The sequence below is a fragment of the Pedobacter sp. genome, assembly GCF_965279535.1.
Taxonomy (GTDB): domain Bacteria; phylum Bacteroidota; class Bacteroidia; order Sphingobacteriales; family Sphingobacteriaceae; genus Pedobacter.
On sequence record NZ_OZ257244.1, the window covers coordinates 3,304,895 to 3,330,428 of the forward strand.

Below are 25,534 nucleotides of genomic sequence, written 5' to 3' on the forward strand. Positions count from 1 at the left end.
TTGCTGTTAAGGTATTTCCTTGGTTAAATTTAAGGTTAATATTCTTATTGCAGCAAAAATTGTTCAATCTCCAACAGATTGTAGCATTTCTGTAAAGAGGGTTTTCAGTTTTTTATACTTTAAGTGATCAGACAAACTTCTAAGCTGCCAGGCACTGTAAAATGTGCCATTCACGACTTTTACCTGATCTATGAGGTGCTGGATAATTTTTTTTCCTTCTTCAAGTGGCATAAACTGAAGGGTTTGATCGGTTACACAATAAGCATTTACCTTTAATGGCGTTGCTTTTTCCAATTGCAGGTCGTACCAGTTAAATGGTGTACAAGTGCCGGCTCTGAATCCGATGGTATCGGCGTATCCCATAGAAAAGTCGGAGATGAACTGGAAGCTCAAAAGATTAAGATAACAGATGGGAAACTTTAATATTTCCAGTTGCTGACTGGTAAGGTGAATCAGTTCGGGGTGTATTTTTTTGAGTTTAATAAGGTTATCCTTAATGGTGCTGATGCCTTGTGCGCTATCAGCACAGGGTCTGAGCAAACCGACAGCCTTTTGCGACAACGTTTTGCTAAGTCCGTTTACTTTCAAATATGCCGTTGGAATGTTGGGAAAATTGACAAAGTAAAGCGGCTTGGTTTTCTTTGGGCCAAGCCATTCAGTTACCTGTTGCAGCACTTTTTCATTGTTGATATCGATTCCGGTAAGCCGGTCAAACTTGCTGCTTAAGTAACGATTTCTTCTTTGAAACAGCGCACTAAAAAGAAACTTAGATTTATTTACAAACCCTGGAGGCAAACTTGGATTAACCGTGAAATTGATGGTCGGGTGGTGGCTGAAATGCTTCTGATGAAATTTGAAATCCGGAAATTTTTTGAGGATCAGATTTTTCAGCATCAGCGCCCATTCATCAATAATAGGCCGTTTTAGTATCTTCCACTTGTGCTGAAGACTCTTAGAAGCTTTAAAATCTTCGTTGCTTTTCTTTTGGAAGAGGTATTCTTCGTACCTGCTTATTAAAAAAAATGATGCAGCAAAAACATCAAAAGGGAGTGCTGAACCCTGAACCGGGAAAGGAACCTGATAATCTCCGAAAGGTACAGTCTTAAGCGTTATTTCTTCTACTTTATTAGCGAACAAAAGTGGGCTGCTTTTAAAGAAAAGCTCATCTGCCAGCGGCTCCTCCCCATAACTGATTTTGGAAAGATTACTTTCTAAAAAGTACTGGCTGTTTCCAGTAAACTCAACCTCTATCTTTAAAATGTCTTTAAACAAAAAGCTAAAGATATACTTGATCCTCGGTGTCAAAACACTTGAGAAGATGATTAGATGCATAGCTTATTTAAACATTAGGGGAACAAATATTAACTAAGGTTACAACAAATTTTCCTCTCGGAAATGTGACTATTACGTAAAACGCAGTATTAAAATTAATGTTATTTTAATACTCATTTTATATCTAATACAAAAATTACAATTAAAAGTTTGCCGTGAAGGTTTGGTCGGGGTAAAGGATTTTAGTACTCTTTCTGGTATTTCCCTTCACAATATGCAGAATACTCATTTGATCATCAAACTGATCATAAAGGATCGTATTTTTTACTGATACGGCTTTTAAGAAGCTTACTTTTCCTACTTCAAGGTAAATGTTTGTGGCTTCATGATCGATCTCAAAGCCAATATAATCTAAAGGAACAGCTTTGCCGTTAGCATTTAAATGCAGGTGTGAAATCAGGTATTTTTTTACCAGTTCATCCATGTTCTTTTTAAGCTCAGGCCTGGCTAAATCAATTTTTTGTTTATAAACCTTCGCTAAAATGGCTTCAAAATCATCGGTAAATATTTTACAACTGATTTCAAGTGCCTTTTCTTTAGCATTATAATTTATTTCCGTAGTGCTCACGTGTAAGGGATGGCGGGTACCGGCAGCTAAATTTAAGCATGTAAAAAGAAAAAGTACTAACCCATATTTAACACTGTGCATAAGCCTGTTTTTGTTTAAACGCAAAGTTAACAATAAAGGTACTACTTGTTAAACGTAATTAAGGTGTTGTGGCCATTCCTTTCAATATTTAGGTTTTGAAATTTTAGTTTGGAGAAAATCTTTTTAAGTTTCTGGTGAGAGGGGTGGACGTGAGTGAGCTTTATACCCAGTTTTTCATTCAACCAAAAACTAAATTTAATAATTAGTTTCTTTAATGGCTTCTCCACCTGCAATTCTTTGTTGAGGTAGTCTTCGTTATTCACGATAATTAATCCTTTACCTCCAACATTTAATAAATCATAAATCTGGCGGGCAAATTGTTTGTCATTCAGGCAATAATACCAGCAAATCCGGTTAAAAAGTAAGTCGAATTTACCTTTTGCCTCTTCCAGGTAGCCCAGGCTAAAATTAATCTTAACCTTGTTGTTTTTGGCCTTTTCCCTTGCAATTTTCAAATAATTCTGGCTAATGTCATGCCAGGTTACCTGAGCCCCACGTTTAGCAAAAGCAAGGCTAAACTGACCGGGTCCGCCTCCCAGATCAATTAAAGTTCTGTTTTCTAATGATCCCAATTGGCTACAGATGTTATCTACCACTTTATTGTCCAATTTTTGATATTCATTCTCGGAGTATTTTGCTGCAAATTCCGCCGGTACCGGATCATAACCTTTTTCAGGTCTTTGAAAGTAGTATTTTAATCTAACCATATGAGCTGGGTTTAAGGTTGAATAAATATAGGATTTAGAGTTGTGAAGCTTAAGATCAGTCTGGTTTACAATCTGATAGCGTTATGAATTTTAGAAAATCCTTGTCAGAAAATGTGCGGGTTTCTATAAACAGGGGCTTTGGTCCCTCTAAACGTTTAGAGTCCTCACTTGTGCCTCGTTGCGGGATTTCCACTTATATCGGGTTTAGTAACGAAGGGCTATGAAGAGGAGAGCGACCACCTGAAGACAGTGCTGAAAGACCGGGGACTTGCTAACAAACTACAGCGTGACAGCTAACACATTGCTCAATATTGGCACTATCTATTCAATTTTGATGGTGATTTTAAATTTTTTAGTAACAAATTTGGTATTTATGGCCATGTTTTTAGGGAACCTTACTCATTTTATAAATTAAAATTTAATTTTAAGCTTTAAATAAAGCCCAAACAAAATATTCATAAATGCCGTTACAAGATTTTATCTTTTATTTTAAATTAGGTTGGGAACACATTATCAGTGCGGATGCGCTGGATCATCAGCTCTTTATTCTGGTACTGGTGGCTATTTATAGCTATCATAATGTGAAGCAGGTATTGATCTTAGTAACCGCATTTACCATCGGGCATTCACTAACGCTTTTGCTAAGTGTTATGGATATTATTCGCTTTGACAGTAAATGGGTAGAATTTTTAATTCCTTGCACCATCGTCATTACGGCCATAAGTAATCTGTTCAGGAGAAATTTTTCTTTAAAGTCTATCAAGATTAATTACTTTTTGGCATTAGGCTTTGGTTTAATCCATGGTATGGGTTTCGCTAATTCTATCCGCATGATGTTGGCAAAAGATCAAAACATTGGCTGGGGTTTGTTTGGGTTTAACGTTGGATTAGAAGCGGGCCAGGTGTTTATGGTGATGATTATCCTGCTGATTACTTTTATTATTTTTAATTATACGCGGATAAAACGCCTGAGTTGGGTTTTGTTTATTTCCGCGGCCGTATTTAGCCTGGCTTTAAAAATGGCTTTAGAACGAATTCCTTTTTAATAACTAACATATTATGAATAAACTGTTTACCCTGTCTGGTTTGCTGCTTCTTTCTGGAAGTTTAACCATGGCCCAAAACATTCAAAATAACCCTGGGAGTAACCACGGGAATAAGTTTGAGCAATTGGGTACGATATTACCCACACCAAATGAGCAGCGTACTGCGAGTGGTGCACCCGGCGTAAAGTACTGGCAACAAAGAGCTGATTACAATATTAAGTGCGAGCTGGATGAGAAAAACCTCTTGTTAACAGGCTCTGAAACGGTAACCTATACCAACAATTCTCCTGATCCTTTAACGTATATCTGGCTGCAGCTGGATGAAAATCAGCACAGTACAGATAAAAGTGCAAACTATCAGGACGCAACGAAAATGCCGGAAATCGGTACTACAGCAAGTTTGGATAAGTTGAGTGCAAAAAACAATAACGGTTATGGCATCAACATAACTAAATTGACAGATGCCTTGGGTAAAAATCTAAAGTATACGGTTAATAAGACGATGATGCGGGTTGATTTGCCTGTAGCGCTAAGATCGGGTCAGAAATTTATCTTCAACATAGATTGGAACTATAAGATTACCGATAGAATGAGTATCGGCGGTCGCGGAGGATATGAATATTTCCCTACCGATGGCAACTACTTATTTACCATGACGCAATGGTATCCACGTTTGTGCGTATACAGCGATTTTCAGGGCTGGCAAAATCATCAGTTTACCGGTAGGGGCGAATTTGCTTTAACTTTTGGTGATTTTAGAGTACAAATGACCGTTCCTGCAGATCATTTGGTGGGTTCAACCGGAGAGTGTATAAACTACAGCGCAGTGCTAAATCCAACGCAGTTAAGCCGTTATAATCAAGCGAAAACTGCTGCGGCACCTGTGCAGATCCAAACTTTGGAAGAGGCAAAAATTGCTGAAACCAAGAAGGCTACTGCTAAAAAGACCTGGGTTTTTCAGGCCAACAATGTGCGCGATTTTGCCTGGACAGCCTCCCGTAAGTTTATTTGGGATGCTATGCCCCAAAAAATTGAAGCCAATAACAATACAGTAATGTGTATGAGTTTTTATGGTAAAGAAGCCTATAACCTGTATAGCCAGTTTTCTACTCGTGCTGTTGCACATACCATTAAAACCTATTCAGATTTTACCATTCCGTATCCTTACCCGGTGGCACAAAGTATTGAAGCAGCGAACGGAATGGAATATCCGATGATTTGTTTCAATTATGGGCGAACAGATGCGGATGGAACCTACAGTGAAAGCACTAAAAATGGTATGTTGGGCGTAATTATACACGAGGTAGGGCACAACTTCTTCCCGATGATTGTAAACAGTGATGAACGCCAGTGGACCTGGATGGATGAAGGTCTAAACTCTTTTGTTGAGTATTTAACAGAAGAGCTTTGGGATAATAAGTTCCCAAGTAAAAAAGGTCCTGCTCATACCATTGTTGATTATATGAAACTGCCTAAGGATGAGTTGGAACCAATTATGAGTAACTCAGAAAATATTGCCCGCTTTGGCCCGAACGCATACTCTAAGCCTGCCACAGGGTTAAATATTCTGCGTGAAACCATCATGGGTAGAGAACTTTTCGACTACGCATTTAAAGAATACTCAAGAAGATGGGCTTTTAAACATCCTGAGCCTGCAGATTTATTCCGCACCATGGAAGATGCAAGTGGCGAGGATTTGGATTGGTTCTGGAGAGGTTGGTTTTACGGAACTGATCCTTGCGACATTGCGCTGGATACTGTAAAGTTTGCAAAAGTTGATTTTCCTAAAGATGTTCCTGCGGCGAGGGCCAGAATGGTTAAAATAGATCGTCCTGCCTTAAATGCATTTGATGATATCTCCAAAATCCGAAATCGTGAGGATAAAAAGATAAACTTTTATGTAGATAAAAACACTGCAGCACAGGATTTCTATTACAAATATGATAGGGGTATGGTTACTGTAGATACCACAACCGCTACAAGGGTTGAAACAGCGCTTCCACTTGAACCTGTACCAGCTGCAGAACAAGATAAGTATAAGGAAAAGTACCTTTACGAGTTAAGCTTTAGCAACAAGGGCGGTTTAGTAATGCCGGTCATTGTAGAATTTACTTATAAGGATGGAACAAAAGAATTAGACAGAATTCCTGCTCAAATTTGGAGACACAATGAATTGAAAACATCTAAATTTTATGTGAAGGATAAAGAAGTAGAATCGATATTGGTTGACCCGCTTAAAGAAACGGCCGATATTGATACCTCAAACAATGGCTGGGGCGGTAAAGCCAAAGAAAGTAAATTCCATGCTTTTAAAGCCAAATCTGGTGCTGCGGTTAGGGGTCAGTCGGTTGGCACTAATCCTATGCAGAAAGCAGCTGGCAAATAATAAAGCTGGTTTCTAGAAAGAAAGTCCTGTTGAACACCAGTTCAGCAGGACTTTTTGTTTGTGGTGTAATTGTTGTGCTTGGTCCGTGACTCACGGACCAATAAAATAGTTGCCTGTGGTTTGTGACACACAAACCACAGGCAAGAGAAAAAGATAACTGGATATGGTTCGTGGGCCACAACCATGGTAGCCAATGAAAAAATCGTATATTTGATATTACCCATGAAATTTAAGATCACGTCAGAATATCAGCCGACCGGCGACCAGCCCGGCGCAATAAAACAATTGGTTGAAGGTGTAAATGCAGGAGAGCATTATCAAACACTGCTCGGGGTTACCGGCTCAGGTAAAACCTTTACGGTGGCCAATGTTATTGAGCAGACGCAAAAACCAACGCTAATTCTCAGCCATAACAAAACCCTTGCAGCACAGCTATATGGCGAGTTTAAGCAGTTCTTTCCTGAAAATTCGGTGAATTACTTCGTTTCCTATTATGATTATTATCAGCCTGAAGCTTTTATTGCTTCAAGTAATACCTATATCGAAAAGGATCTGAGCATTAATGAGGAGATTGAAAAGCTGCGTTTACGTACCACCTCTTCATTAATGAGTGGAAGGCGGGACATTATTGTGGTTTCGTCTATTTCCTGCATTTATGGTATGGGCAACCCGGAAGATTTCTCCAGAATGGTTTTTCGTTTTGGTGTTGGGTTACGGATTTCAAGAAATGCCTTTCTGCATAGCCTGGTAGAAATTTTATATGCCCGTACAACGACTGAGTTTAAGCGCGGTACTTTCAGGGTGAAAGGAGATACTGTAGATATTTTTCCTGCCTATTTAGATTTTGCCTATCGGATTTCTTTTTTTGGGGATGATATTGAAGAGCTCTCGGCAATTGATCCTGTTACTGGTAAAACACTCGAGAAGCTGGAAGATATGGCCATTTATCCGGCCAATCTTTTTGTAACCCCCAAAGACCGGTTCACCCAATCCATCTGGGGCATACAGGAGGAACTCGAAATCCGGAAAAATCAGCTCATCGCAGATAAACATTTATTAGAAGCAAAGCGATTAGAGGAAAGAACCAATTTCGATATCGAAATGATGAAAGAACTGGGTTATTGTTCAGGTATTGAAAACTACTCGCGTTTCTTCGATGGCCGGGCACCTGGTATGCGTCCTTTCTGCCTGCTGGATTATTTTCCGGAAGATTATTTGATGGTGATTGATGAGAGCCACGTAACAGTTCCACAAATCAGGGCAATGTATGGTGGCGACCGCTCCCGTAAGCTTTCGCTCGTTGAGTATGGATTCCGTTTACCTGCTGCATTAGACAACCGTCCTTTGAATTTCAATGAATTTGAGGCACTGGCTCCACAAACGATTTATGTAAGTGCTACACCTGCAGAGTATGAACTGGAAAAGTCAGAAGGTGTAGTGGTAGAACAGGTAATTCGTCCTACCGGGCTGTTAGATCCAATTATAGAAGTACGTCCGGCTATTAATCAGGTAGATGATCTTTTAGATGAAATAGACCTAACCATTAAAGAAGGTGGAAGGATTTTAGTTACCACGCTTACCAAGCGCATGGCTGAAGAGCTAACCAAGTATTTGGATCGTTTGAATATTAAGACCCGTTACATCCACTCAGAAATTAAAACTTTAGAAAGGGTAGAGATTTTACGTGGCTTACGCTTAGGGGAATTCGATGTTTTAGTTGGGATTAACCTTTTGCGTGAAGGCCTGGATTTACCGGAGGTAACTTTGGTAGCCATTTTAGATGCCGACAAAGAAGGGTTCCTCCGTTCAGAAAAGTCATTAATTCAAACCATTGGCCGGGCAGCCCGTAATGACCGGGGTCGTGTAATTATGTATGCCGATGGTATGACGGATAGTATGGAGAAAACCATTGATGAAACTAACCGGAGACGAGAAAAACAGATTGCTTATAATCTGGAACATGGTATTGTGCCCAAAACAGTAGGTAAATCTCGCGAAGCAATTTTAGAACAGACTTCAGTACTCGATTTCTCACAAAAAGCAAGTGATAACAAGGCCAGGGCTTATGTAGAAAATGCAGAAATAAGCATTGCTGCTGATCCGGTAGTGCAGTATATGGGCAAAGGTGAAATGCAAAAAGCTATCGATAATACCCGTAAAGAAATGCAGAAAGCAGCCAAAGACATGGATTTCTTACTTGCAGCCAAACTCCGCGATGAAATGTTCGCTTTGGAGAAAATGTTTAATGAGAAGTTTCCGAAGTAAGGCGGTTTAATTGTTCATTAGTCATTGGTCATTGGTAATTAGTCATTGGTCATTTTGAGGCTGCATGCAATACTAAATCATTCAGCCGAACTTGATTTGTCGTGTTTTTTTAGGCAAAAACTTTATCAATGGGCTCAGTCAAAGTAACGTTTTAGTTTAAAATCCCTTCATCTCAAATATTTGAGCTAGACTTGTATTCGAAAGTTATCTAAACAAATATTGAATGAAATCTTTAAAACTATTGTCGCTGATCGTACTTGGCGGCCTGGGTTTGAATGTGCAAGCCCAAAATCTATCTATTCCTCTTGGTGGCAATGCCTACAGCTCAAAACATACAGATGGCGGCAGAACGGTTACCAACCGGGGGATTCAGAACTGGACAGATCCCAAAGAATATTTTACCGTGTACCTTAGGGTAGAAAAACCCGGAACACTGACCTTTAGTACTGAGGGCAATACAGTGGAAGGGAAATCAAACTTAGAATTTGCCATTCAGAATCAAACTAAGAAAGTTGCTTTTGATGAAACTGAAAAAACTTCTACGATTGGTACCTGGGAAATCAAGGATACAGGATATGTGGCGCTAACGATTAAGGCCCTGGATAAAACGAAAGATCGGTTCCCGGCCTTGCAGTCATTAAATGTATCTGGAACAGCGATTACAGCTAAAACGGCCTACGTAAAAAATAATGAGGGGAATTTCTTTCACTGGGGAAGAAGAGGGCCATCTGTACATTTGAATTATATTCAGCCAGATGGCCTGAATGCAGAATGGTATTATAATGAAGTTACAGTGCCTAAAGGTGAAGATTTATTAGGCTCTTATTTCATGGCCAACGGTTTTGGTGAGGGTTACTTTGGCATGCAGGTAAATAGTCCGACAGAAAGACATATTCTTTTTTCGGTTTGGAGTCCTTTCAACACGGATGATCCTAAAAGTATCCCCGAATCGCATAAAATAAAAATGTTAAAAAAAGGGGAAGGTGTACATACAGGAGAGTTTGGAAATGAGGGTGCTGGTGGGCAATCCTACTTAAATTACATGTGGAAAGCCGGTAATACCTACAAATTTTTATTGCATGGCCTGCCTGGAACAGATAGCACTACAACCTATACGGCTTATTTCTTTGCTCCTGAATTAAACAAATGGCAGTTAATCGCCAGCTTTAAAAGGCCAAGGACACAAACCTATCTGAAGCGTTTTCACTCATTCTTAGAAAATTTCTCACCAGTACAGGGTGATCAAACCCGTATGGTTAAATTTAATAATCAATGGATCTGTGATGATAAGGGAAACTGGATAGAACTCAATAAGGCCCGTTTTACAACAGATAATACCGGGAACAAGGCTTACCGCATGGATTACGCCGGTGGAGTAGAGCAGGGGGCATTCTTCCTTAAAAATTGTGGGTTCTTTAACAACTACACTATTCCAAGAACAATCTTCAGCCGAAAAGAAACAGGGAAAAAACCTGAGATAGATTTCGCAAAATTACCTTAGTATGCTTTTTATTGCTGAAATTTGAATTCTTCGAGAGGCAAAGATTATTTAATATGGATGGACAAAACAGAAAAGATATTTACCCGGGTTTAGAAGTAGGCGTTATTTTAAAGAAGGACCAGCGGTCTGGAAACGTAACTTATGGTGTAGTTAAAAACCTTTTAACTTCATCTGCGTTTCATTCAAGGGGGATAAAGGTGCGGTTGGAAGATGGACAGATTGGCCGGGTTTGTGAGATTGTAGAAGAATAAACTTTGTAATCAAATTGCAATTAAAGGCGAAAAAGGTAACAAATTAATCCTGTAGACGTCTATATTTGTATTAAGTGTAAATTAAGATGGCATTAATTAAATTCATATTTATAACCATATTGGTACTCTGGCTTATCCGGATGCTAATTCGTTTGATCTTGCCGATGTTATTCAATAACCTGGCAAGTAAAATGCAACAACAGGCTACAGGCCAGCAATATCAGCAAAAAAGACAAAAACCAGAAGGCTCAATCTCTATTGATTATATGCCGCCGAAGCCCGATCAGGGGAAAACGGATAAACTGGGTGATTTCGTAGATTATGAAGAAATAAAATAAAGCAATGCCCCGAAGAAATTCGGGGCATTTTTGCGTCAGGATTTCTCTGCAAATGCTTTTATAAAGCGATTTCTTTCCATCAGTAATTTTTTCATGTAGAATTTAAGAAAGCTTTTTTCTACCAGCCAGCCAACGAAACCAAATGGTACCTCAAATTCGAAAACATCAGTCATCTCAGTAACCCGATCCTTTACCTTAAACTGATGGAGGTGCTTCAGGCTTTTAAAAGGACCATTGGTCATTTCATCAATAAACCGGAGCGGTTTTTCCATCAGGGTAATCTGGCTTGTCATTCGGAAAGAAATTCCGAAATGTTTAGCCAGCCAGGTAACACTTTCACCCATTTCTATTAAGCCTGCCGTTTTTCCGTCAATAGCCTTTTCTTTAGATTGATGCATAGAATCCAGGTGCAAATCGATGTTTCTGGATAAGTCAAAGCACTTTTCAACAGGCGCATTTATGTGGGTTGTTAATACAATCAGTTCCATTATTTTATTAATTGATACTTAGAATATCATGGACAGCTGCAGTAGCTGTTGCATATTGAAATTGAAAGCCCTGATCTAAAAGTACCTGAGGTTTTACCCACCTGCTTTTTAAAATTAATTCTGTTTCGGTACCGATTATTTTAGCGCCAATAGCAAGAAGCCAGGTGGGCGCAGGTAAGCCCCATGGAATACCGTAAGCATTTCTGATTAGCTTCATCAATTCAGTATTTTTAATGGCTTCAGGAGCTGTACAGTTCAGGGGTCCATTTATTTCTTTCCGTGTAGTTAACCATTCGGTGATTAAGGCTACATCTTGCTCGTGCACCCAGCTTACATACTGCGTTCCATCACCCTGGCGGCCACCAAGACCAAATTTTATTAAATTAAGTAAGCGGGGAAATACACCATCATGCCTGCCCATTACCAGGCCTACCCTTAACGCAACTTTACGGGTAGCTGGAGTTTGGGCGTCAAAAAATGCTTTTTCCCAGGCTTTACAAACCTCAACAGAGAAGCCATAGCCAATATCTCCATTCTTCTCATCCTGCGGCTTATCTTCGGCGTGGCGGTAAATGGTAGCAGATGTAGTATTAATCCATAATTTCGGCGCTTTGGTCAATCCCTTAATGGCTTCGGCCAATAGGGTTGTCGGGATAACCCTTGAATCGATTATTTCCTGCTTATTTTTATCCGTATACCTGCAGTTCACATTTTTTCCACAGAGATTAACGAGTAAATCTGCATTTTCCAATACCTTGCACCAGTCACCAATAGTCATAGCATCCCAAACAACGGTAACTATGTTTCCTTGTGTTCGCTTCGGCTTTCTGGCCAGAATGATTACCTCTGCTGCCATTGGGCTAAAGTGTTTGGCCAAAACTCCACCGAGGTACCCGTTTCCACCGGCAAGAACAATTTTATCGTATTTCATTACTTAAAAACTAGAATTAAACCTAAAACCACTAATCTATAAATCACCCAGGTAATACTTAATAAAAACCCAAGCGCTAATAATTTACTTCTGCGCAAATGTTCGAGCAGCATAAGCCCGGCTATCACCATAAAATAAAACAGGAAGCTTATAGCAGGAAGCGTTAATATTTTTGCAGCAAGTAAACCTATACCCAATAGCAGTGCCCCTGCACATGAAATACTCATCATATTACCCAGGTAATCCCAAAACTTTTCCCGTTTATAAAAGAATATAATCAGACCTTGAAAGGCTATCTGTGCTCCGCAAATGATATATTCCCTGTATCTTCCTCCCAATGGGACAAAATCTGTTAGAAGAGCTGCATAGGCGGTTAAAATATAGGCGGTTACCAGCCAGGTTACCAGCAGATAAATGAGGCGGTAACTTAGTTTAAAACTGGGTTGTAACCCTTCTTTTTTGATAGCTGCGGGGATAATTACTTTTCTGTTGTAGGAAATAAAAGCATAAAATTTTTCCATCAGCCAGATGAAGGGACTGAAAGTAAATAGGGGTTTAAAGAAAGGGAGGCTATGGCCAATAACTTTAAAGATACTTTTTATCCCGTAGGTAACTTCGCCATTTTGAATGTTAACCAAAGCAATTTCATTTACAGCTCTTTGCCTGTCGATGATAGGACAGACCTCTGCCGGCATTTTTTGGTAAGAAACCCTGCCTTCCTGATTGAGCATGCCTGTTTTAACAAATAATTGAGTATAGCCCATGCACATAGGGCATTCCTCGTCGAATAAAATAAGATGGTTGCTGAGTGTTTTCATTTTACATAAATATTGAACTTTCAGTAAAAAATGAAAGATTGATTTAAAAAATAAAGCCGGTTAAGGCTTTGGTTGATTTGAATATCTTGTATTATTTAAAAACTTTTAAAATTGATCCCCAGAACCAGCTTTCTTCTGCCTTTAACATTGTTTCGAGGGTTTTATCAACGTTGTTGGCCAGTTTGTTAATATCGGTTACTGATTTATTAAAGGTTTTAAACGCTGGATCTTTTTCATCTCCCTTGACGGTTGACAGCTCCGTTAATACTTTCAATACTGGTTCAAGTTCCCGTTTTTTCCGTTCTTTAGCCACCTGGCGGGCAATGTTCCAAACATCTTTATCAGCAAAAAAATATTCCTTTCGCTCGCCAGCTTTATGTTGCTTTTCTACCAGTCCCCAACCAATTAAGTCTCTCAGGTTCATATTGGCATTCCCTCGGGAAATACTCAAAGTCTCCATAATTTCCTCAGTGGTCAGTGCATCAGGGGAGATCAGCAATAACGCATGCACTTGAGCCATTGTACGGTTTATTCCCCATTCAGAGCCTAATTTGCCCCAGGTTTCTATAAACTTTAATTTTGCTGCTGCTAATTCCATGAACAAATATAATTATATTTTTAAACTTTCAAAAATTATTGAAAATATATTTATTTTGAAAAATTAGGCTTCAACTTTCAACTTTTCATTTTAAGCCTTTCATCCTGTCTACAGTATTTTGCCAGTTAGGTTTGTACTCCATCAGCGTTAAAAGACTTTGTTGAGCAGGATCGAAATAGCTTGAGTATTTGAATACCGGAAGTGCCATACTGGGTTTGAAGAAACTGCCGGCAGCAAACCCTGCTTCTCCGTTTTTTGCCCGGTCGCGATCGAATTTAACTTTGGTATTTACATATTCTTCGTGTTGCTTTTCGCCTTTCACATAGGGGATCATCCACTCTACCGATTTTTGAATAGAGGAGCCTGTAGTACTTTGATAATGATAGAAATCTTCTCCTTTAGCCCGGTCAATCGCGATAGCTAATTTCAGCATCGGCTCCAGATCATAAATATGATAGTGCATGGCATCTCTTTCTTTAAAATCGAAGCTGGTTCCATCTGGATATAAATTGATTTCAATGTGTTTTTTTAAATGATCAATGGTCCAGCTGATTAATTTCTGATCATTAATGGCATAACCGATTAACCCGACAATTTTTAAGCGGTGAGCATTCCAGTTATTAATAGCGGTTGTGCGGCCAGGTTTCATTCTTTTACTATTGATTTCTGCATTTGCAGTATTGCGGAGCCAATCAATAATCAGCTCTTTTTCCTGATTAGGAATCTCCTGCTTAATCAAGTCATAGGCCTCAACTGCTCTTTCCAGGTTGGTATCATCAATGGGATCGCCGTTTGGCTGATTAATTTTTGCCCAGGCACTCAGAAATTCAATACTCTTATTCAGGTATTTTTTATCCGAATTCAAACGGTACAGCAATGCCGTAGCATACATTTTGTAAATATCTGCAAGGGCTGTAGCGGTCTTAATCTTTTTTGGGTTTCCTTTTAATAGTCCCTCCGTTCGGATGGTATCTATCGCGTTAGGCTGATCTGAAAGAAAATTTGCAGTAGATTGCTCAAAAGCATCATATTCTTTCCTGAGGTTTTCATTTTTGGTCAGATTAACCTTTAATTGTTTGATTTCAACATTGTTCAAACCGACAATTTGTGAAAAGGCTGTGGTAGAGGATAAAGCTAAAAGTATTGTAATGGTAAAGTTTCTCATCGTTAATGGGTTAAAAGGAGACTTCCTTTCACAAATCTAATTGTTTATTCGCTTTACCTTCAATAATTCCTTTTTTATACCGCCCAAATTTTTATTTTTGACGTTCGTTTAAACTTAAACAAACCTTAATGAATAACTGGTTTAATAAAAATGGCGTTCATTTGGCCATCATTGCAATTTTTGTAGTCATTTGTTTTGCCTACTTCAGTCCTGTTTTACAGGGAAAAGCGCCACAGCAAGGTGATGTACTGCAGGCAAAAGCCATGCAGAAGGAAATTATGGATATTAAGGAAAAAGATGGGAAAGGCCCTCTTTGGACTAACCAGATGTTCGGCGGTATGCCAGCATATCAAATCTGGGTGAAATATCCGATGAACGTTGCCAGCTATGGTATAGATGTAATCAAAGGTATCTTTCCTGACCCTGTTGGAACGGTATTGCTGTATCTTTTGGGTGCATATTTGTTATTCTGTGTGCTCAGGATTAATCCATGGCTTGCAGCAGCAGGAGCCATAGCCTTTGCTTTTACTTCCTACAATTTTATCATTATAGCCGCGGGACACAGCAACAAGGCGCTTGCCATTGGCTTTTTCGCACCGATATTAGCAGGAATCATTTTAACGCTTAGGGGAAGGTATATTCTTGGCGCAAGCTTAACAGGCCTTTTTATGGCTTTGGAGATTCGCGCTAACCACGTTCAAATGACCTATTACCTATTTATTGCTCTATTTATTTTAGCTTGTATAGAGTTATATCATGCATATAAAGCAAAGCAATTGGCAGCTTTTGGTAAAGCAATTGGTTATGCCGCAGTAGGGATTATAGTAGCTGTGTTGGTTAATGCGGGTTCGCTTTGGACTACCTACGAATATTCAAAGGAAACTATTCGAGGTAAATCTAATTTAACAACTGATAAGGCTGAACCAGCAACCGGATTGGATAAAGCTTATGCTTACCAGTGGAGTCAGGGTGTGGGAGAAAGTTTTACGTTTTTAATCCCTAATTTATATGGCGGAGCGAGCAGTATTGACGATCTGATTAAACCAGAAAGTAATACTTACAAAGCTGTTGAGAAGAACCTTCAGGGAGTTGACCCGAGACAGGCGATTGGTTATTTTGCTCAAAACCTTGGAACTAATCAGTATTGGGGAGAGAAGCCAGGTACTTCTGGTCCATACTATTTTGGAGCCATTATTTGTTTCCTTTTTGTATTCGGATTATTTATTGTTCAACACAGGTGGAAATGGTGGATTTTAGGATCGAGCATCCTGTTGTTGTTCCTTTCATTTGGCCAAAACTTTCCGTTAATCTCTGATATTTTCTTTGATTATCTTCCTGGTTACAATAAGTTCAGGGCAGTAGAGTCTATTCTGGCAGTGGTAGGTTTATTGGTTCCTTTATTGGCGATTTTAGCTATTAAAGAAGCGCAGGAAGGTAAGTACGATCAAAAGTTTCTGGTTAAGCGTTTAACCTGGTCAGCAGGAATTACTGCCGGTTTTGCGCTGATTATTGCTTTGATTCCTACGGCATTCTTCAGCTTTACTACTTCTAATCAATCTCAGGTGATTGATGCATTAACGCAGATGTTACAGAATAACAGGGGCGCTGCAGAGCAGATTAGCAATGCAATTATAGCAGACCGTGTTTCTCTGGCAAGAACCGATGCTTTGCGTTCTATTTTATTCATTGCCATAGGTTTCGGCTTAAGCTGGGCATTCATCACCAAAAAGATGAGCGCTTCTATCGCTTTTGGTTTATTGGCTTTATTTGTTTTGATTGATTTGTGGCAGGTAGATCGTCGTTATTTAAACAACCAGAATTTCGTGAGCAAATCTGATTTGGCTAATCACTATCAACCACGTGATGTAGATAATTTTATATCTGCCGATAAGGATCCAAATTTCAGGGTTTTTGATTTATCGTTAGGTGATCCGTTTAAGAGCGCTGAAACTTCTTACTTCCATAAAACGGTTGGTGGTTTCCACTCGGCAAGATTAAAACGTTTTCAGGAATTGGTTGATCATCAGCTTACCAAAAGCATCAATCAGGATGTTTTAGATATGTTGAACACCAAATATGTGATTACGCAAGACCCTCAAAATGGTTCGTACAAAATGCAACGCAACCCTACAGCTTGTGGCAATGCCTGGTTTGTACAAAGTGTTCAATACGCTAAAAATGCTGATGAAGAAATGAAGGCCATTAGTAGTTTTGATGCTAAAAAAGAGGCCATTGTGGATGAAAGCTTTAAAAATATGATCGATACCAAGCGTTTGGGAACAGGGGTAGAAGGTTTCATTAAATTAACGAGCTACAATCCAGATCACCTCACTTATGAATATTCATCAGCTAAGGATGTAATTGCTGTATTCTCTGAAATTTATTACAGCAAAGGTTGGAAAATGTACATTGACGGCGTAGAGAAGCCTTATTTCCGTGCCGACTATGTATTGCGTGCAGCACAGCTGGAAGCAGGGAATCATAAATTAGAGTTTAAGTTCCACCCAACCGCTTATTATGCAGGTGAGAAAATTTCTCTTGCAGGTTCATTATTGTTGTTGGCGGGTCTTGGATTTGGCTTCTATTCGGAAAACAAGCAAAAAAAGAAGAAAGAAGCGAAAGTTTAAATACATAAAATCAGTTTCTAAGAACCCCATGGCCTATCGGTCATGGGGTTTTTGCTTTGGTGCTTTAACATACTTTAGCATTTAGGTGATAAATTTAACAATGCCGTAACATTTGTTTGATAGACAGCGTCTTACCTTTGTAAAATAAGTTTGCTGGAATGCTGGAATCCATTTTTGCCATTGGCCTTTTAATTGTTGTAATCTATTTCTTTAGCCCCTTTGAGGTCAAACTCGATGAGGAAGAAGAGTGGTAAATACAACAACTCTATATTTAAACTGCTTCAGATAAGCGGTAACAAAACTTCTCCCCCTAAAATTTCCCGATTATGGAAAAAAGAAATGTAGATCTCGTGGTTATTTCCGACGTGCATTTGGGTACGTATGGCTGTCATGCCAAGGAACTGCTGAAGTACCTCAAGAGCATTAAGCCTAGAACGCTGATCTTAAACGGCGACATTATAGATATCTGGCAATTTAGTAAAAGCTACTGGCCAGAATCGCACATGAAAGTGATCCGTAAACTGATGAAATTTGTTTCAGAAGGTGTTCAGGTACATTACCTTACCGGAAATCACGATGAAATGCTTCGGAAGTTTGATGGCATGGAAATGGGAACCTTTCACCTTCAAAATAAATTGATTTTAGAACTCCATGGTAAAAAAGCATGGTTTTTCCACGGTGATGTATTTGATGTGACCATGCAGCATTCTAAGTGGCTGGCTAAAATGGGAGCAGTAGGTTACGATACGCTGATACTGATTAACAGTTTTGTAAATTGGATACTTACAGCGCTTGGAAGGGAGAAGATGAGTTTTTCCAAAAAGATCAAGGCTAAGTTTAAGGATGCCGTTAAATTCATTAACAGCTTTGAGCAAACTGCCTCAGAATTAGCCATCGAAAAAGGGTATGAATTTGTAGTTTGTGGCCACATCCATCAGGCAGAACAGCGGGAAATTGTAGGAGAAAATGGCAAAGTTACTTATTTGAATAGTGGCGATTGGGTGGAAAGTCTTACTGCTTTAGAATATCACAATGAAAGCTGGACAGTATTCAAGTATGATCATAAGGATTTTGTAAAAGATGAGGTGGACGAAGGGATTCTCTCTGATGCGGAGGATTTGAAACAGAAATTGGATGTAAATTTACTTTTGCATACAATTAAGTATGAAATTGCCCAATAATTTTTTGATATTCGGGGCAAATCATGAAGATACTCTACGCAATCCAGGGAACAGGAAATGGTCATATTAGCAGGGCAAGGGAAATAATTCCTTTGCTGCAACAGTACGGCGAACTGGATATTCTGGTGAGCGGTACGCAAGCAGATGTAAAATTGAGTCAGCCGGTAAAATACCAGCTTCACGGTTTCAGTTTCATCTTTGGTAAAAAAGGGGGAGTTCATCACTTTAAAACCTGGCTGAATATGAATCTTTTCCGTTTTCGGAAAGACATGAAACAGCTTCCACTTAAAGATTATGATTTAATTGTAAATGATTTTGAACCCGTAAGTGCCTGGGCTTGTAAACTGCAGGGAATAGAAAGTGTATCCTTAAGTCATCAGGCGGCTTTTAAATCTAAAAAGGTTCCGCGCCCAAGAACACTGGATTGGGGGAAGATTATTTTAAGTCATTATGCACCCACAACACACCATATCGGTTTTCACTTTGATCGATATGATACTTTCATCCACACACCGGTAATCCGTTCCGAAATACGACAGCTTAAAAATGAAAACCTGGGTCATTATACCGTTTATCTGCCGGCAATTGATGATAAAAGATTGGTAAAGCTTTTGGTGCAAATTCCAGAGGTACAATGGCAGGTGTTTTCCAAGCACAGCAAAGTGGCCTATCAGGAAGCTAATGTATTGGTTGAGCCAGTTAACAATGAGAAGTTTAACAGGAGTTTGGCCAGCTGTGAAGGTTTATTTACAGGAGGAGGTTTTGAGGGCCCCGCAGAAGCGCTTTACCTTAAGAAAAAATTATTGGTTGCTCCCATGCGTTTCCAGTTTGAACAGCAGTGTAATGCCTATGCGCTCAAGCAGTTTGGCTTGCCCGTTATTTGGGGAAGTAACCGGAACTGGCTCCCTGTTTTAAAAGAATGGGTAGCAAATCCACAAAAACATCAATTTGATTTTCCTGATGAAACTGCGAAGATTATTGATGATATGGTGAAGAAGTACGGGCGAAGAGGGGCTGGTATTTAGTAATCAGTAGAAAGTATTTAGTAAAAAGTAGCTGGTATCAAGTATAAAGTATCAAGATTGGAGCAAAGATCAGGGGAGCGTATGGTTGTTTAATTGCTTAATTGTTGACTGTTTAACTGAGCGGAGCTGACTTTTGATTAAAGACTTTGTACTCTTGACTGACGAATGCATTATCAACTATTTTTCTTTACTTTGCCATCTCTATAAAAGGCATGATTAATCAGTTTAGAAAACTTAATCCAATTAACCTCGTTTTTTTGCTGGCATACACATTTTTTATGCGTATTGCTATTTTTTACGAGATGCCTGCGCTAGTCAATTTTGACTTTGTAGAATCCTTTACCCGCTTGCTGATTAATATAGACCTGGAAAATGCACTGTCGCCAAGTGCTAATATTTTCTTTGCCACGGTGATGGTTTACATTCAGGCATTGATTTTTAACAGGGTTATCAATAATCATAACCTGTTGGCCAAGCCCAGTTTTTTGCCGGGATTGAGTTTTATAACAGGGACAAGCCTTTTCATGCCTTTTATGATTTTGAGTCCGGCGTTGATCTGTAATTTTCTGCTGATCTGGATTATTGATAAGTTTTTGAAACTCAGTAAAAGCGCCAATTCCATTACTACCGTTTTTGATATCGGAATGATCATCGGTATAGGAACCTTAATTTATTTCCCTTTTATGGCCATGTTATTGATGATTTTCTTAGCGCTTATGCTATTTAGATCATTTAACTGGAGAGAGTGGGTAGCAGGTTTGATTGGCTTTATTACAGTTTTCTTCTTTTTAGCGGTATTTTATTATTGGAACGATAATCTCAGCTCATTTTATCAGATATGGAAACCTTTAGGAAATAAATTTCCTTCGGTGTTTAAAATTAATTACAATGATTATTTGGTATTGATCCCGGTGGTAGTGATTATAATTTTAGCCTCCCTGCAATTAAGAGAGAACTTTTTCAGGAGCTTTATCAGTACAAGAAAGGGCTTTCAGTTACTATTCTTTATGTTTATTGTTGCAGGCGCAAGCTTTTACTTAAAACCACAGTTCAGGATTTCACATTTCTTGCTGTGTGTACCTCCTGGAGCAGTCCTCTTAGCTTACTATTTTAGTAATGCCAAAAAGCGCTGGTTTTACGAAACTTTATTCCTGCTCTTTGTGCTTTCCATTCAGTACTTTCTCTTTGTTTAACCTTTTTTAACAAATAACTAGACCGAAACTTGGCAAAGATTAATAGCTTTGTGGCACGAAGTTTTACACCAAAAGCTTTAAATGAACAGATTAACTATTGATATTGGTAACTCATCGGTGAAAATTGCGGTTTTTAATAACCGGGAGTTAATCCACCATCAAAGATTTGATGAACTCGGAGTAGCAGAATTGGAACGTTTGATTAACGACTATTCTATTGATAAATCAATTATAAGTAGTGTTAATCAGGAAATAGAAGTACTGGAAAATATTTTAAAGGCACATACCCTCTACACCAGGTTTTCAGCTTTATTAACCAATGGTGTAACCAATATGTATAAAACTCCCCACAGCTTGGGTTTGGATAGATGGGCTGGCATTTTGGGCGCTAAAGGTTGCTTTCCGTCATATGCCTGTTTGGTTATAGATGCAGGCACATGCATTACTTACGACCTGCTCCAGTCTGATTCTACTTATTCTGGTGGGAGCATAAGCCCGGGAATTGAAATGCGTTTTAAAGCAGTGCACGAATTTACCAAAAGGCTACCTTTGGTTGATTGGAATGCGGAAGAGGAGATTGTGGCAGGAACAGATACACAATCGGCCATCAGGAATGGTGTTTTGCAGGGGATGATCAATGAGATTGAGGGCTTTATTGCCATAAATAATAAAAAAGAAAGTGCTTTAAAGGTCATTATAACAGGAGGTGATGCTAATTTTTTGTATAAACAATTACAAAACAGCATCTTTGCGCCTCAAATAGTAAAAGATGCCTTCATCGTATTAAAAGGATTAAATGAAGCTATTGCAGATTAAAATGTACAAAAGAATAAATTATATTGCGGCCATTCTCGTTCTAGTTTGTGGTTTAGGTGCTCAGGCTCAGGTTACTACATCGTCTCCATATTCAAGATTCGGACTTGGAAATATCAAAGGTTCTTTACTTCCTCAGTTGAGGGCTATGGGTGGAATTTCTACCGCAGTAAATAAGGTTACCGGTTTTAATTATATCAATATGCAGAACCCGGCATCATACGCCGGGGTAAACCTTACAACTATTGATATCGGTATGAGTGCCGGATTAACCAGCTTGTCGCGTAATAATCTAACCGAAACCAGTTTTAACTCTACATTTAGTCACCTGGCTTTTGCCATCCCTACCGGTAGAAAATCGGCAATTAGTTTTGGCATCTTACCTTATTCAGATTTAGGCTATTCTTACCGTAATACAGTGAAAGTAGATACGATGTCTGTTGATCAGCTTTACGAGGGCGAAGGTGGTTTATCTAAAGCTTATTTTGGATACGGTCGCCGTTTTGGAGATCACTTTAGGATTGGCGGTAACATTGAGTATCTTTTTGGTAATCTTCAAACAACCCGTGCTACAGAATACGGTAATGTGGGATCACTTAATGCTAAATTGCAGAACAAGAATAGTGTAGGTGGTTTAAACTATTCTTATGGTGTTCAATATGATTTCAATGTTGGTAAAAAAACTTTGGTTACTTTAGGGTACTCAGGAAGTAGCTCAGGTAAAGTAAATTCTACTCAAACCTTTTACTCTACCCATTATACAAGAGATGCCAGTGGCAACGAGAATACGGCAATTGATACTTTGGCCGCTATTGATAACGGCCGTTCTAATCTAACACTTCCACTAAGTCATAACTTTGGGATTTCTATCCAACAAAATGATAAGTGGTTAATCGGTGCTGATTTTAGAATGAGCAAGTGGTCTTCTACCAGCATTAATAACGTTAACCAGGGTTTACAGGATAGCTGGGGAGCATCATTAGGTGGGCAATGGACGCCAGATTACACTTCTTATAACAGTTATTTGAAGCGTATGGATTACCGTTTAGGAGTATCTTACGATAAGACTTATATTAAAATCAGCAATAAGGATATTAAGCAAATGGGCGCCTCGCTGGGTTTTGGATTCCCGCTTCCAAGCGCAAATGGTGGTAGTGCTTTTTACAAAATCAACTTTACAACAGAGGTTGGCCAAAGAGGAACCTTAAGTAATAACCTGGTTAAAGAACAATTTATTAACTTCCATCTGGGCTTTACACTGAACGATACCTGGTTCCGTAGATATAGAGTAGACTAATGAGAATCAGAACATTTTTATATGCATTATTACTAGGGATGCCCTTTTTTATGGCCTCTTGCAGTGATGATGATCTCAAAAATGTGGATTCCATTTCCAGTAAAAAGATTACACTTACCCGAGACCGTACCTATGGTGTTGAAATCACTTACAGCGATTCGGCTCGTGTAAAAGCGGTTGGTAATGCACCAATTCTGGATAAGGTAACCCCGAAAAATGGTGGTTCTTATCAGGAGATGATCAAGGGGGTTAAAATCAGTTTCTACAATCAAAAAGGAACAATTGATGGAACCTTAATATGCGATTACGCCATTCGCAAGGATTCGGAGTTGAAAACTGAGTTTAGGAAAAACGTTGTGGTTAAAAATGCTGATGGCAGTACTTTCTCCTCTGAAGAATTGATTTGGGACGAAGCCAGAAAGCTTTTTTATTCTAACCAGAAGGTGTATGTGAAAGGCTCTGATGGCAGTATCGGAGAAGGGATCAATTTTGAAGCCCCTCAAGATTTCAGTACCTATAAAATGAGTACAACTACAGGGCAACTGAACGTGAAGGAGGGCATTGCCCCTTAATTGTTATTGAAATAAGTACCAGTTTATGCTGAAATGACGTCATTTCTGTTTGATTTGAAGGGCATTCCTTCAGTCGCTAAGCCTATTCAATCATTCTCTCATTCATTCCTTCTGTCATTTAAATAAGGGTGCTATTTCCTTAAAAAACAATCACTTGATAAATAAAATTTTGTGTTTTCTTTTTTAAGCCAAATTTGTATCTTGCGCCCTCTTAAAAAAACTAAATAAATTTATAAAGTACAATATGGGATTAATGACATTTTTGCGTAACCGAGCGGGCTATATCTTAGTCTTTGCTATTGGTTTTGCAATTGTTGCATTTTTAGTAGGTGATGCAATTAACGTGGGTAAACCTTTCTGGGCAGCAAACCAAAAGGTAGTGGGTTCAATTGATGGTAACGAAATCAATATCGATGAGTTCGGGCCAAAGGTTGACCAGGGAGTTAATCAGTTTAAACAACAATATGGTGGTAGTGCAAATGCACAAATGACTGCTATGGCTGTAGATCAGGCTTGGAATGCTGAGTTGGCTAAAGCTTTATTAACGAAAGAATACGATCGTTTAGGTCTTAACGTATCTGAAGATGAGTTGTTAGACTTATTACAAGGTGCTAACCCAAGCCCATTAATTAAACAATATTTTTCAAATCCTCAAACTGGCCAGCTGGATCGTGCTACCTTGATGAACTTTCTTAAATCGAAAGAACCTCAGGCCTTACAGCAATCAGCTATGCTTCAGGAAGAAATCAAAAATCAGGCTTTACAAACCAAGTATACCAACTTAGTTCGCAACTCTGTTTATGTAACGTCTTTAGAAGCAACAGATGAATATAACAACCGTAACAAGTTGGCTAACTTCAAATACGTAAGTTTAGATTACACTTCAGTTCCTGATGCTTCTGTTAAATTGAGCGATGCTGATTACTCAGAATACTATGAGCAAAATAAAGCGCGTTTCAATAATCCACAAGAAAGCCGCGGATTTGAATATGTAACTTTTAGCATTAAGCCAACTGCTGCTGATTCTTTAGCCATCAAAAATCAGGTAGAAAAAATCGCGGCAGACTTTAAAGTTGCTAAAAATGATTCATTATTTGCAGCAGTAAATTCTGATGTTAAAGTTCCGTACACTTATTTAACAAAAGGTAAAATAGATCCGGCAGTAGATTCAGCAGTTTTTGTGCTACCTGCAGGTAGTTTCTATGGACCTAAACTTTCAGGTAACTCTTATAAAGTTGTAAAAGTTGTTGATACCCGTTTCTCTCCTGATTCAGTTAAAGCAAGTCATATTCTAATCAATCCTGCAAAAGTAGGTGGTGAAGATAAAGCTGTTAAATTAGCCGATTCATTAAAAGGATTAATTGCTAAAGGCGGAAATTTTGCTGAATTAGCTAAAAACTACAGTGAAGATGGTTCTAAAGACAAAGGTGGCGATTTAGGTACTTTTGCCCGTGGCACTATGGTTGCTGAATTTGAAAATGCTGCTTTTGGCGGAAGTCCTGGCGAAATTAAAGTTGTTAAATCTCAGTTTGGCGTTCACGTAATCAGAATCGATAAACAAATTGGCAACTCTAAAGTGGTTAAACTTGCTTATGTAGAGAAAAACCTAACTGCAAGTAGCAAAACACAGGCGGCAGCCTATAAAGCAGCAAGTAATTTCTTAAACGATGTTAAAGGCAAAGACTTTAACAAGTTTGCTCAGGAGAAAGGTTATAAAGTAGCTGTTGCTGATAAAGTAACCGCAACTCAAGGATTTGCCCCAGGATTAGATAATCCACGTAAATTAATTCAGGCAGCTTATGAAGCTGATAAGGGCGATGTGCTTCCTGAAATTTACAACATGACGGATGCTTATGTAATCGCTAAATTAACCAGTGTTAATCCTAAAGGGACTTTACCTTTAGAGGCGGTTAAAAAAGAAATTGAACCTTTGGTACGTAATGCTGTTAAAGCTAAATTGTTAAAAGAGAAATTTGAAAAAGCAGGTAAAGGTAGCTTAGATCAGATTGCTTCTAAAGTGGGCCGTACGGTTAACCCTGTTCAAAACATTGTTTTTGCTAACCCAATTATCCCAGGGGTAGCGCAAGAAAATGCATTGGTAGGAAGCGTATTTGGTGCGCAACCAGGCAAAGTATCGGCTCCGGTACAGGGCGATCGTGGTGTTTACGTATTTTCAGTTGATGGATTTACTAACCCTGCACCAATTGCTAACATGTTTAAACAAAAAGAAGGTATGTTGTTGAGTCTTGGTCAGCGTTCATTAAGCGCGGCTTTCCAGGCTTTACAAGATAATGCGAAGATAAAAGACAATCGCGTGAAATTCTATTAATTAGAAATTGCGTAATTTTGTA

General features: G+C 38.9%; 22 protein-coding genes. 14 read left to right on the plus strand and 8 right to left on the minus strand.

Going from position 1 to position 25,534, the window contains the following annotated elements; genetic code table 11:
- Window positions 1-63 precede the first annotated feature (63 nt).
- The 3 genes from ACQY77_RS13420 to ACQY77_RS13430 form a co-directional block, all read right to left on the minus strand.
- Window positions 64-1,272, minus strand: a complete 1,209-nt coding sequence (locus ACQY77_RS13420) for a DUF7033 domain-containing protein (RefSeq protein WP_421941640.1) — start codon at window positions 1,270-1,272, stop codon at window positions 64-66.
- A gap of 202 nt (window positions 1,273-1,474) precedes the next feature.
- The gene (locus tag ACQY77_RS13425) at window positions 1,475-1,981 is read right to left on the minus strand and encodes a DUF6702 family protein (protein ID WP_421941639.1); all 507 of its coding nucleotides are present in this window, start codon (window positions 1,979-1,981) and stop codon (window positions 1,475-1,477) included.
- Window positions 1,982-2,022: 41 nt separating this feature from the next.
- A complete protein-coding gene (locus ACQY77_RS13430) occupies window positions 2,023-2,688 on the minus strand; it encodes a class I SAM-dependent methyltransferase (protein ID WP_421941638.1) in 666 nt (221 codons plus the stop codon).
- A 461-nt stretch (window positions 2,689-3,149) separates the two neighbouring features.
- Between ACQY77_RS13430 and ACQY77_RS13435 the strand changes: the two genes are divergently transcribed.
- From ACQY77_RS13435 to ACQY77_RS13460, 6 genes are all read left to right on the plus strand, one after another.
- Complete coding sequence (locus ACQY77_RS13435) at window positions 3,150-3,734, plus strand: HupE/UreJ family protein (protein ID WP_421941637.1); 585 nt, start codon at window positions 3,150-3,152, stop codon at window positions 3,732-3,734.
- A gap of 13 nt (window positions 3,735-3,747) precedes the next feature.
- Window positions 3,748-6,120, plus strand: a complete 2,373-nt coding sequence (locus ACQY77_RS13440) for a M1 family metallopeptidase (RefSeq protein WP_421941636.1) — start codon at window positions 3,748-3,750, stop codon at window positions 6,118-6,120.
- A gap of 222 nt (window positions 6,121-6,342) precedes the next feature.
- Window positions 6,343-8,385: an excinuclease ABC subunit UvrB gene (gene uvrB / locus ACQY77_RS13445; protein WP_421941635.1), complete on the plus strand. Its 2,043-nt coding sequence runs from the start codon at window positions 6,343-6,345 to the stop codon at window positions 8,383-8,385.
- 223 nt (window positions 8,386-8,608) lie between these two features.
- Window positions 8,609-9,886, plus strand: a complete 1,278-nt coding sequence (locus ACQY77_RS13450; RefSeq protein WP_421941634.1) for a DUF3472 domain-containing protein — start codon at window positions 8,609-8,611, stop codon at window positions 9,884-9,886.
- Window positions 9,887-9,939: 53 nt separating this feature from the next.
- Complete coding sequence (locus ACQY77_RS13455; protein ID WP_421941633.1) at window positions 9,940-10,137, plus strand: YwbE family protein; 198 nt, start codon at window positions 9,940-9,942, stop codon at window positions 10,135-10,137.
- 86 nt (window positions 10,138-10,223) lie between these two features.
- A complete protein-coding gene (locus ACQY77_RS13460) occupies window positions 10,224-10,475 on the plus strand; it encodes a DUF4834 family protein (RefSeq protein WP_421941632.1) in 252 nt (83 codons plus the stop codon).
- A gap of 35 nt (window positions 10,476-10,510) precedes the next feature.
- Here the strand turns inward: ACQY77_RS13460 and ACQY77_RS13465 are convergent, their stop codons facing one another.
- The 5 genes from ACQY77_RS13465 to ACQY77_RS13485 form a co-directional block, all read right to left on the minus strand.
- Window positions 10,511-10,963, minus strand: coding sequence for an SRPBCC family protein (locus ACQY77_RS13465; protein WP_421941631.1), 453 nt, complete (start codon window positions 10,961-10,963; stop codon window positions 10,511-10,513).
- Between the two features lie 7 nt (window positions 10,964-10,970).
- Entirely contained in the window at window positions 10,971-11,894 is a 924-nt protein-coding gene (locus tag ACQY77_RS13470) for a TIGR01777 family oxidoreductase (RefSeq protein WP_421941630.1), read from the minus strand.
- Window positions 11,894-12,712 carry a DCC1-like thiol-disulfide oxidoreductase family protein gene (locus ACQY77_RS13475; RefSeq protein WP_421941629.1) on the minus strand — a complete coding sequence of 273 codons (819 nt, stop codon included), beginning with the start codon at window positions 12,710-12,712 and terminating at the stop codon, window positions 11,894-11,896. The genes ACQY77_RS13470 and ACQY77_RS13475 overlap by 1 nt, the downstream gene beginning before the upstream one ends.
- A 91-nt stretch (window positions 12,713-12,803) precedes the next feature.
- Window positions 12,804-13,310 (minus strand): GbsR/MarR family transcriptional regulator, encoded by a 507-nt coding sequence (locus ACQY77_RS13480; protein WP_421941628.1) that lies wholly within the window; start codon window positions 13,308-13,310, stop codon window positions 12,804-12,806.
- A gap of 85 nt (window positions 13,311-13,395) precedes the next feature.
- Window positions 13,396-14,475: an alginate lyase family protein gene (locus ACQY77_RS13485; protein WP_421941627.1), complete on the minus strand. Its 1,080-nt coding sequence runs from the start codon at window positions 14,473-14,475 to the stop codon at window positions 13,396-13,398.
- Between the two features lie 128 nt (window positions 14,476-14,603).
- Here ACQY77_RS13485 and ACQY77_RS13490 point away from each other — a divergent pair, with 128 nt between their 5' ends.
- From ACQY77_RS13490 to ACQY77_RS13525, 8 genes are all read left to right on the plus strand, one after another.
- A complete protein-coding gene (locus ACQY77_RS13490) occupies window positions 14,604-17,102 on the plus strand; it encodes a YfhO family protein (protein WP_421941626.1) in 2,499 nt (832 codons plus the stop codon).
- 326 nt (window positions 17,103-17,428) lie between these two features.
- A complete protein-coding gene (locus tag ACQY77_RS13495) occupies window positions 17,429-18,283 on the plus strand; it encodes a UDP-2,3-diacylglucosamine diphosphatase (RefSeq protein ID WP_421941625.1) in 855 nt (284 codons plus the stop codon).
- Between the two features lie 23 nt (window positions 18,284-18,306).
- Window positions 18,307-19,308 (plus strand): glycosyltransferase family protein, encoded by a 1,002-nt coding sequence (locus ACQY77_RS13500; RefSeq protein ID WP_421941624.1) that lies wholly within the window; start codon window positions 18,307-18,309, stop codon window positions 19,306-19,308.
- Between the two features lie 212 nt (window positions 19,309-19,520).
- Window positions 19,521-20,501, plus strand: coding sequence for a DUF6427 family protein (locus ACQY77_RS13505; protein ID WP_421941623.1), 981 nt, complete (start codon window positions 19,521-19,523; stop codon window positions 20,499-20,501).
- Between the two features lie 81 nt (window positions 20,502-20,582).
- Entirely contained in the window at window positions 20,583-21,317 is a 735-nt protein-coding gene (locus tag ACQY77_RS13510; RefSeq protein ID WP_421941622.1) for a type III pantothenate kinase, read from the plus strand.
- A 1-nt stretch (window position 21,318) separates the two neighbouring features.
- Window positions 21,319-22,611 carry a hypothetical protein gene (locus ACQY77_RS13515; RefSeq protein WP_421941621.1) on the plus strand — a complete coding sequence of 431 codons (1,293 nt, stop codon included), beginning with the start codon at window positions 21,319-21,321 and terminating at the stop codon, window positions 22,609-22,611.
- The gene (locus ACQY77_RS13520; protein ID WP_421941620.1) at window positions 22,611-23,183 is read left to right on the plus strand and encodes a hypothetical protein; all 573 of its coding nucleotides are present in this window, start codon (window positions 22,611-22,613) and stop codon (window positions 23,181-23,183) included. Before ACQY77_RS13515 ends, ACQY77_RS13520 begins: the two co-directional genes overlap by 1 nt.
- A 244-nt stretch (window positions 23,184-23,427) precedes the next feature.
- A complete protein-coding gene (locus ACQY77_RS13525; RefSeq protein ID WP_421941619.1) occupies window positions 23,428-25,512 on the plus strand; it encodes a SurA N-terminal domain-containing protein in 2,085 nt (694 codons plus the stop codon).
- Window positions 25,513-25,534: the final 22 nt, after the last annotated feature.

Excerpts from the sequence above, each read along its gene's own strand:
- ACQY77_RS13425 (WP_421941639.1), bottom strand. The coding sequence starts at position 1,981 with ATGCACAGTGTTAAATATGGGTTAGTACTTTTTCTTTTTACATGCTTA.
- ACQY77_RS13430 (WP_421941638.1), bottom strand. The coding sequence starts at position 2,688 with ATGGTTAGATTAAAATACTACTTTCAAAGACCTGAAAAAGGTTATGAT.
- ACQY77_RS13435 (WP_421941637.1), top strand. The coding sequence starts at position 3,150 with ATGCCGTTACAAGATTTTATCTTTTATTTTAAATTAGGTTGGGAACAC.
- ACQY77_RS13440 (WP_421941636.1), top strand. The coding sequence starts at position 3,748 with ATGAATAAACTGTTTACCCTGTCTGGTTTGCTGCTTCTTTCTGGAAGT.
- uvrB (WP_421941635.1), top strand. The coding sequence starts at position 6,343 with ATGAAATTTAAGATCACGTCAGAATATCAGCCGACCGGCGACCAGCCC.
- ACQY77_RS13450 (WP_421941634.1), top strand. The coding sequence starts at position 8,609 with ATGAAATCTTTAAAACTATTGTCGCTGATCGTACTTGGCGGCCTGGGT.
- ACQY77_RS13455 (WP_421941633.1), top strand. The coding sequence starts at position 9,940 with ATGGATGGACAAAACAGAAAAGATATTTACCCGGGTTTAGAAGTAGGC.
- ACQY77_RS13460 (WP_421941632.1), top strand. The coding sequence starts at position 10,224 with ATGGCATTAATTAAATTCATATTTATAACCATATTGGTACTCTGGCTT.
- ACQY77_RS13465 (WP_421941631.1), bottom strand. The coding sequence starts at position 10,963 with ATGGAACTGATTGTATTAACAACCCACATAAATGCGCCTGTTGAAAAG.
- ACQY77_RS13470 (WP_421941630.1), bottom strand. The coding sequence starts at position 11,894 with ATGAAATACGATAAAATTGTTCTTGCCGGTGGAAACGGGTACCTCGGT.
- ACQY77_RS13475 (WP_421941629.1), bottom strand. The coding sequence starts at position 12,712 with ATGAAAACACTCAGCAACCATCTTATTTTATTCGACGAGGAATGCCCT.
- ACQY77_RS13480 (WP_421941628.1), bottom strand. The coding sequence starts at position 13,310 with ATGGAATTAGCAGCAGCAAAATTAAAGTTTATAGAAACCTGGGGCAAA.
- ACQY77_RS13485 (WP_421941627.1), bottom strand. The coding sequence starts at position 14,475 with ATGAGAAACTTTACCATTACAATACTTTTAGCTTTATCCTCTACCACA.
- ACQY77_RS13490 (WP_421941626.1), top strand. The coding sequence starts at position 14,604 with ATGAATAACTGGTTTAATAAAAATGGCGTTCATTTGGCCATCATTGCA.
- ACQY77_RS13495 (WP_421941625.1), top strand. The coding sequence starts at position 17,429 with ATGGAAAAAAGAAATGTAGATCTCGTGGTTATTTCCGACGTGCATTTG.
- ACQY77_RS13500 (WP_421941624.1), top strand. The coding sequence starts at position 18,307 with ATGAAGATACTCTACGCAATCCAGGGAACAGGAAATGGTCATATTAGC.
- ACQY77_RS13505 (WP_421941623.1), top strand. The coding sequence starts at position 19,521 with ATGATTAATCAGTTTAGAAAACTTAATCCAATTAACCTCGTTTTTTTG.
- ACQY77_RS13510 (WP_421941622.1), top strand. The coding sequence starts at position 20,583 with ATGAACAGATTAACTATTGATATTGGTAACTCATCGGTGAAAATTGCG.
- ACQY77_RS13515 (WP_421941621.1), top strand. The coding sequence starts at position 21,319 with ATGTACAAAAGAATAAATTATATTGCGGCCATTCTCGTTCTAGTTTGT.
- ACQY77_RS13520 (WP_421941620.1), top strand. The coding sequence starts at position 22,611 with ATGAGAATCAGAACATTTTTATATGCATTATTACTAGGGATGCCCTTT.
- ACQY77_RS13525 (WP_421941619.1), top strand. The coding sequence starts at position 23,428 with ATGGGATTAATGACATTTTTGCGTAACCGAGCGGGCTATATCTTAGTC.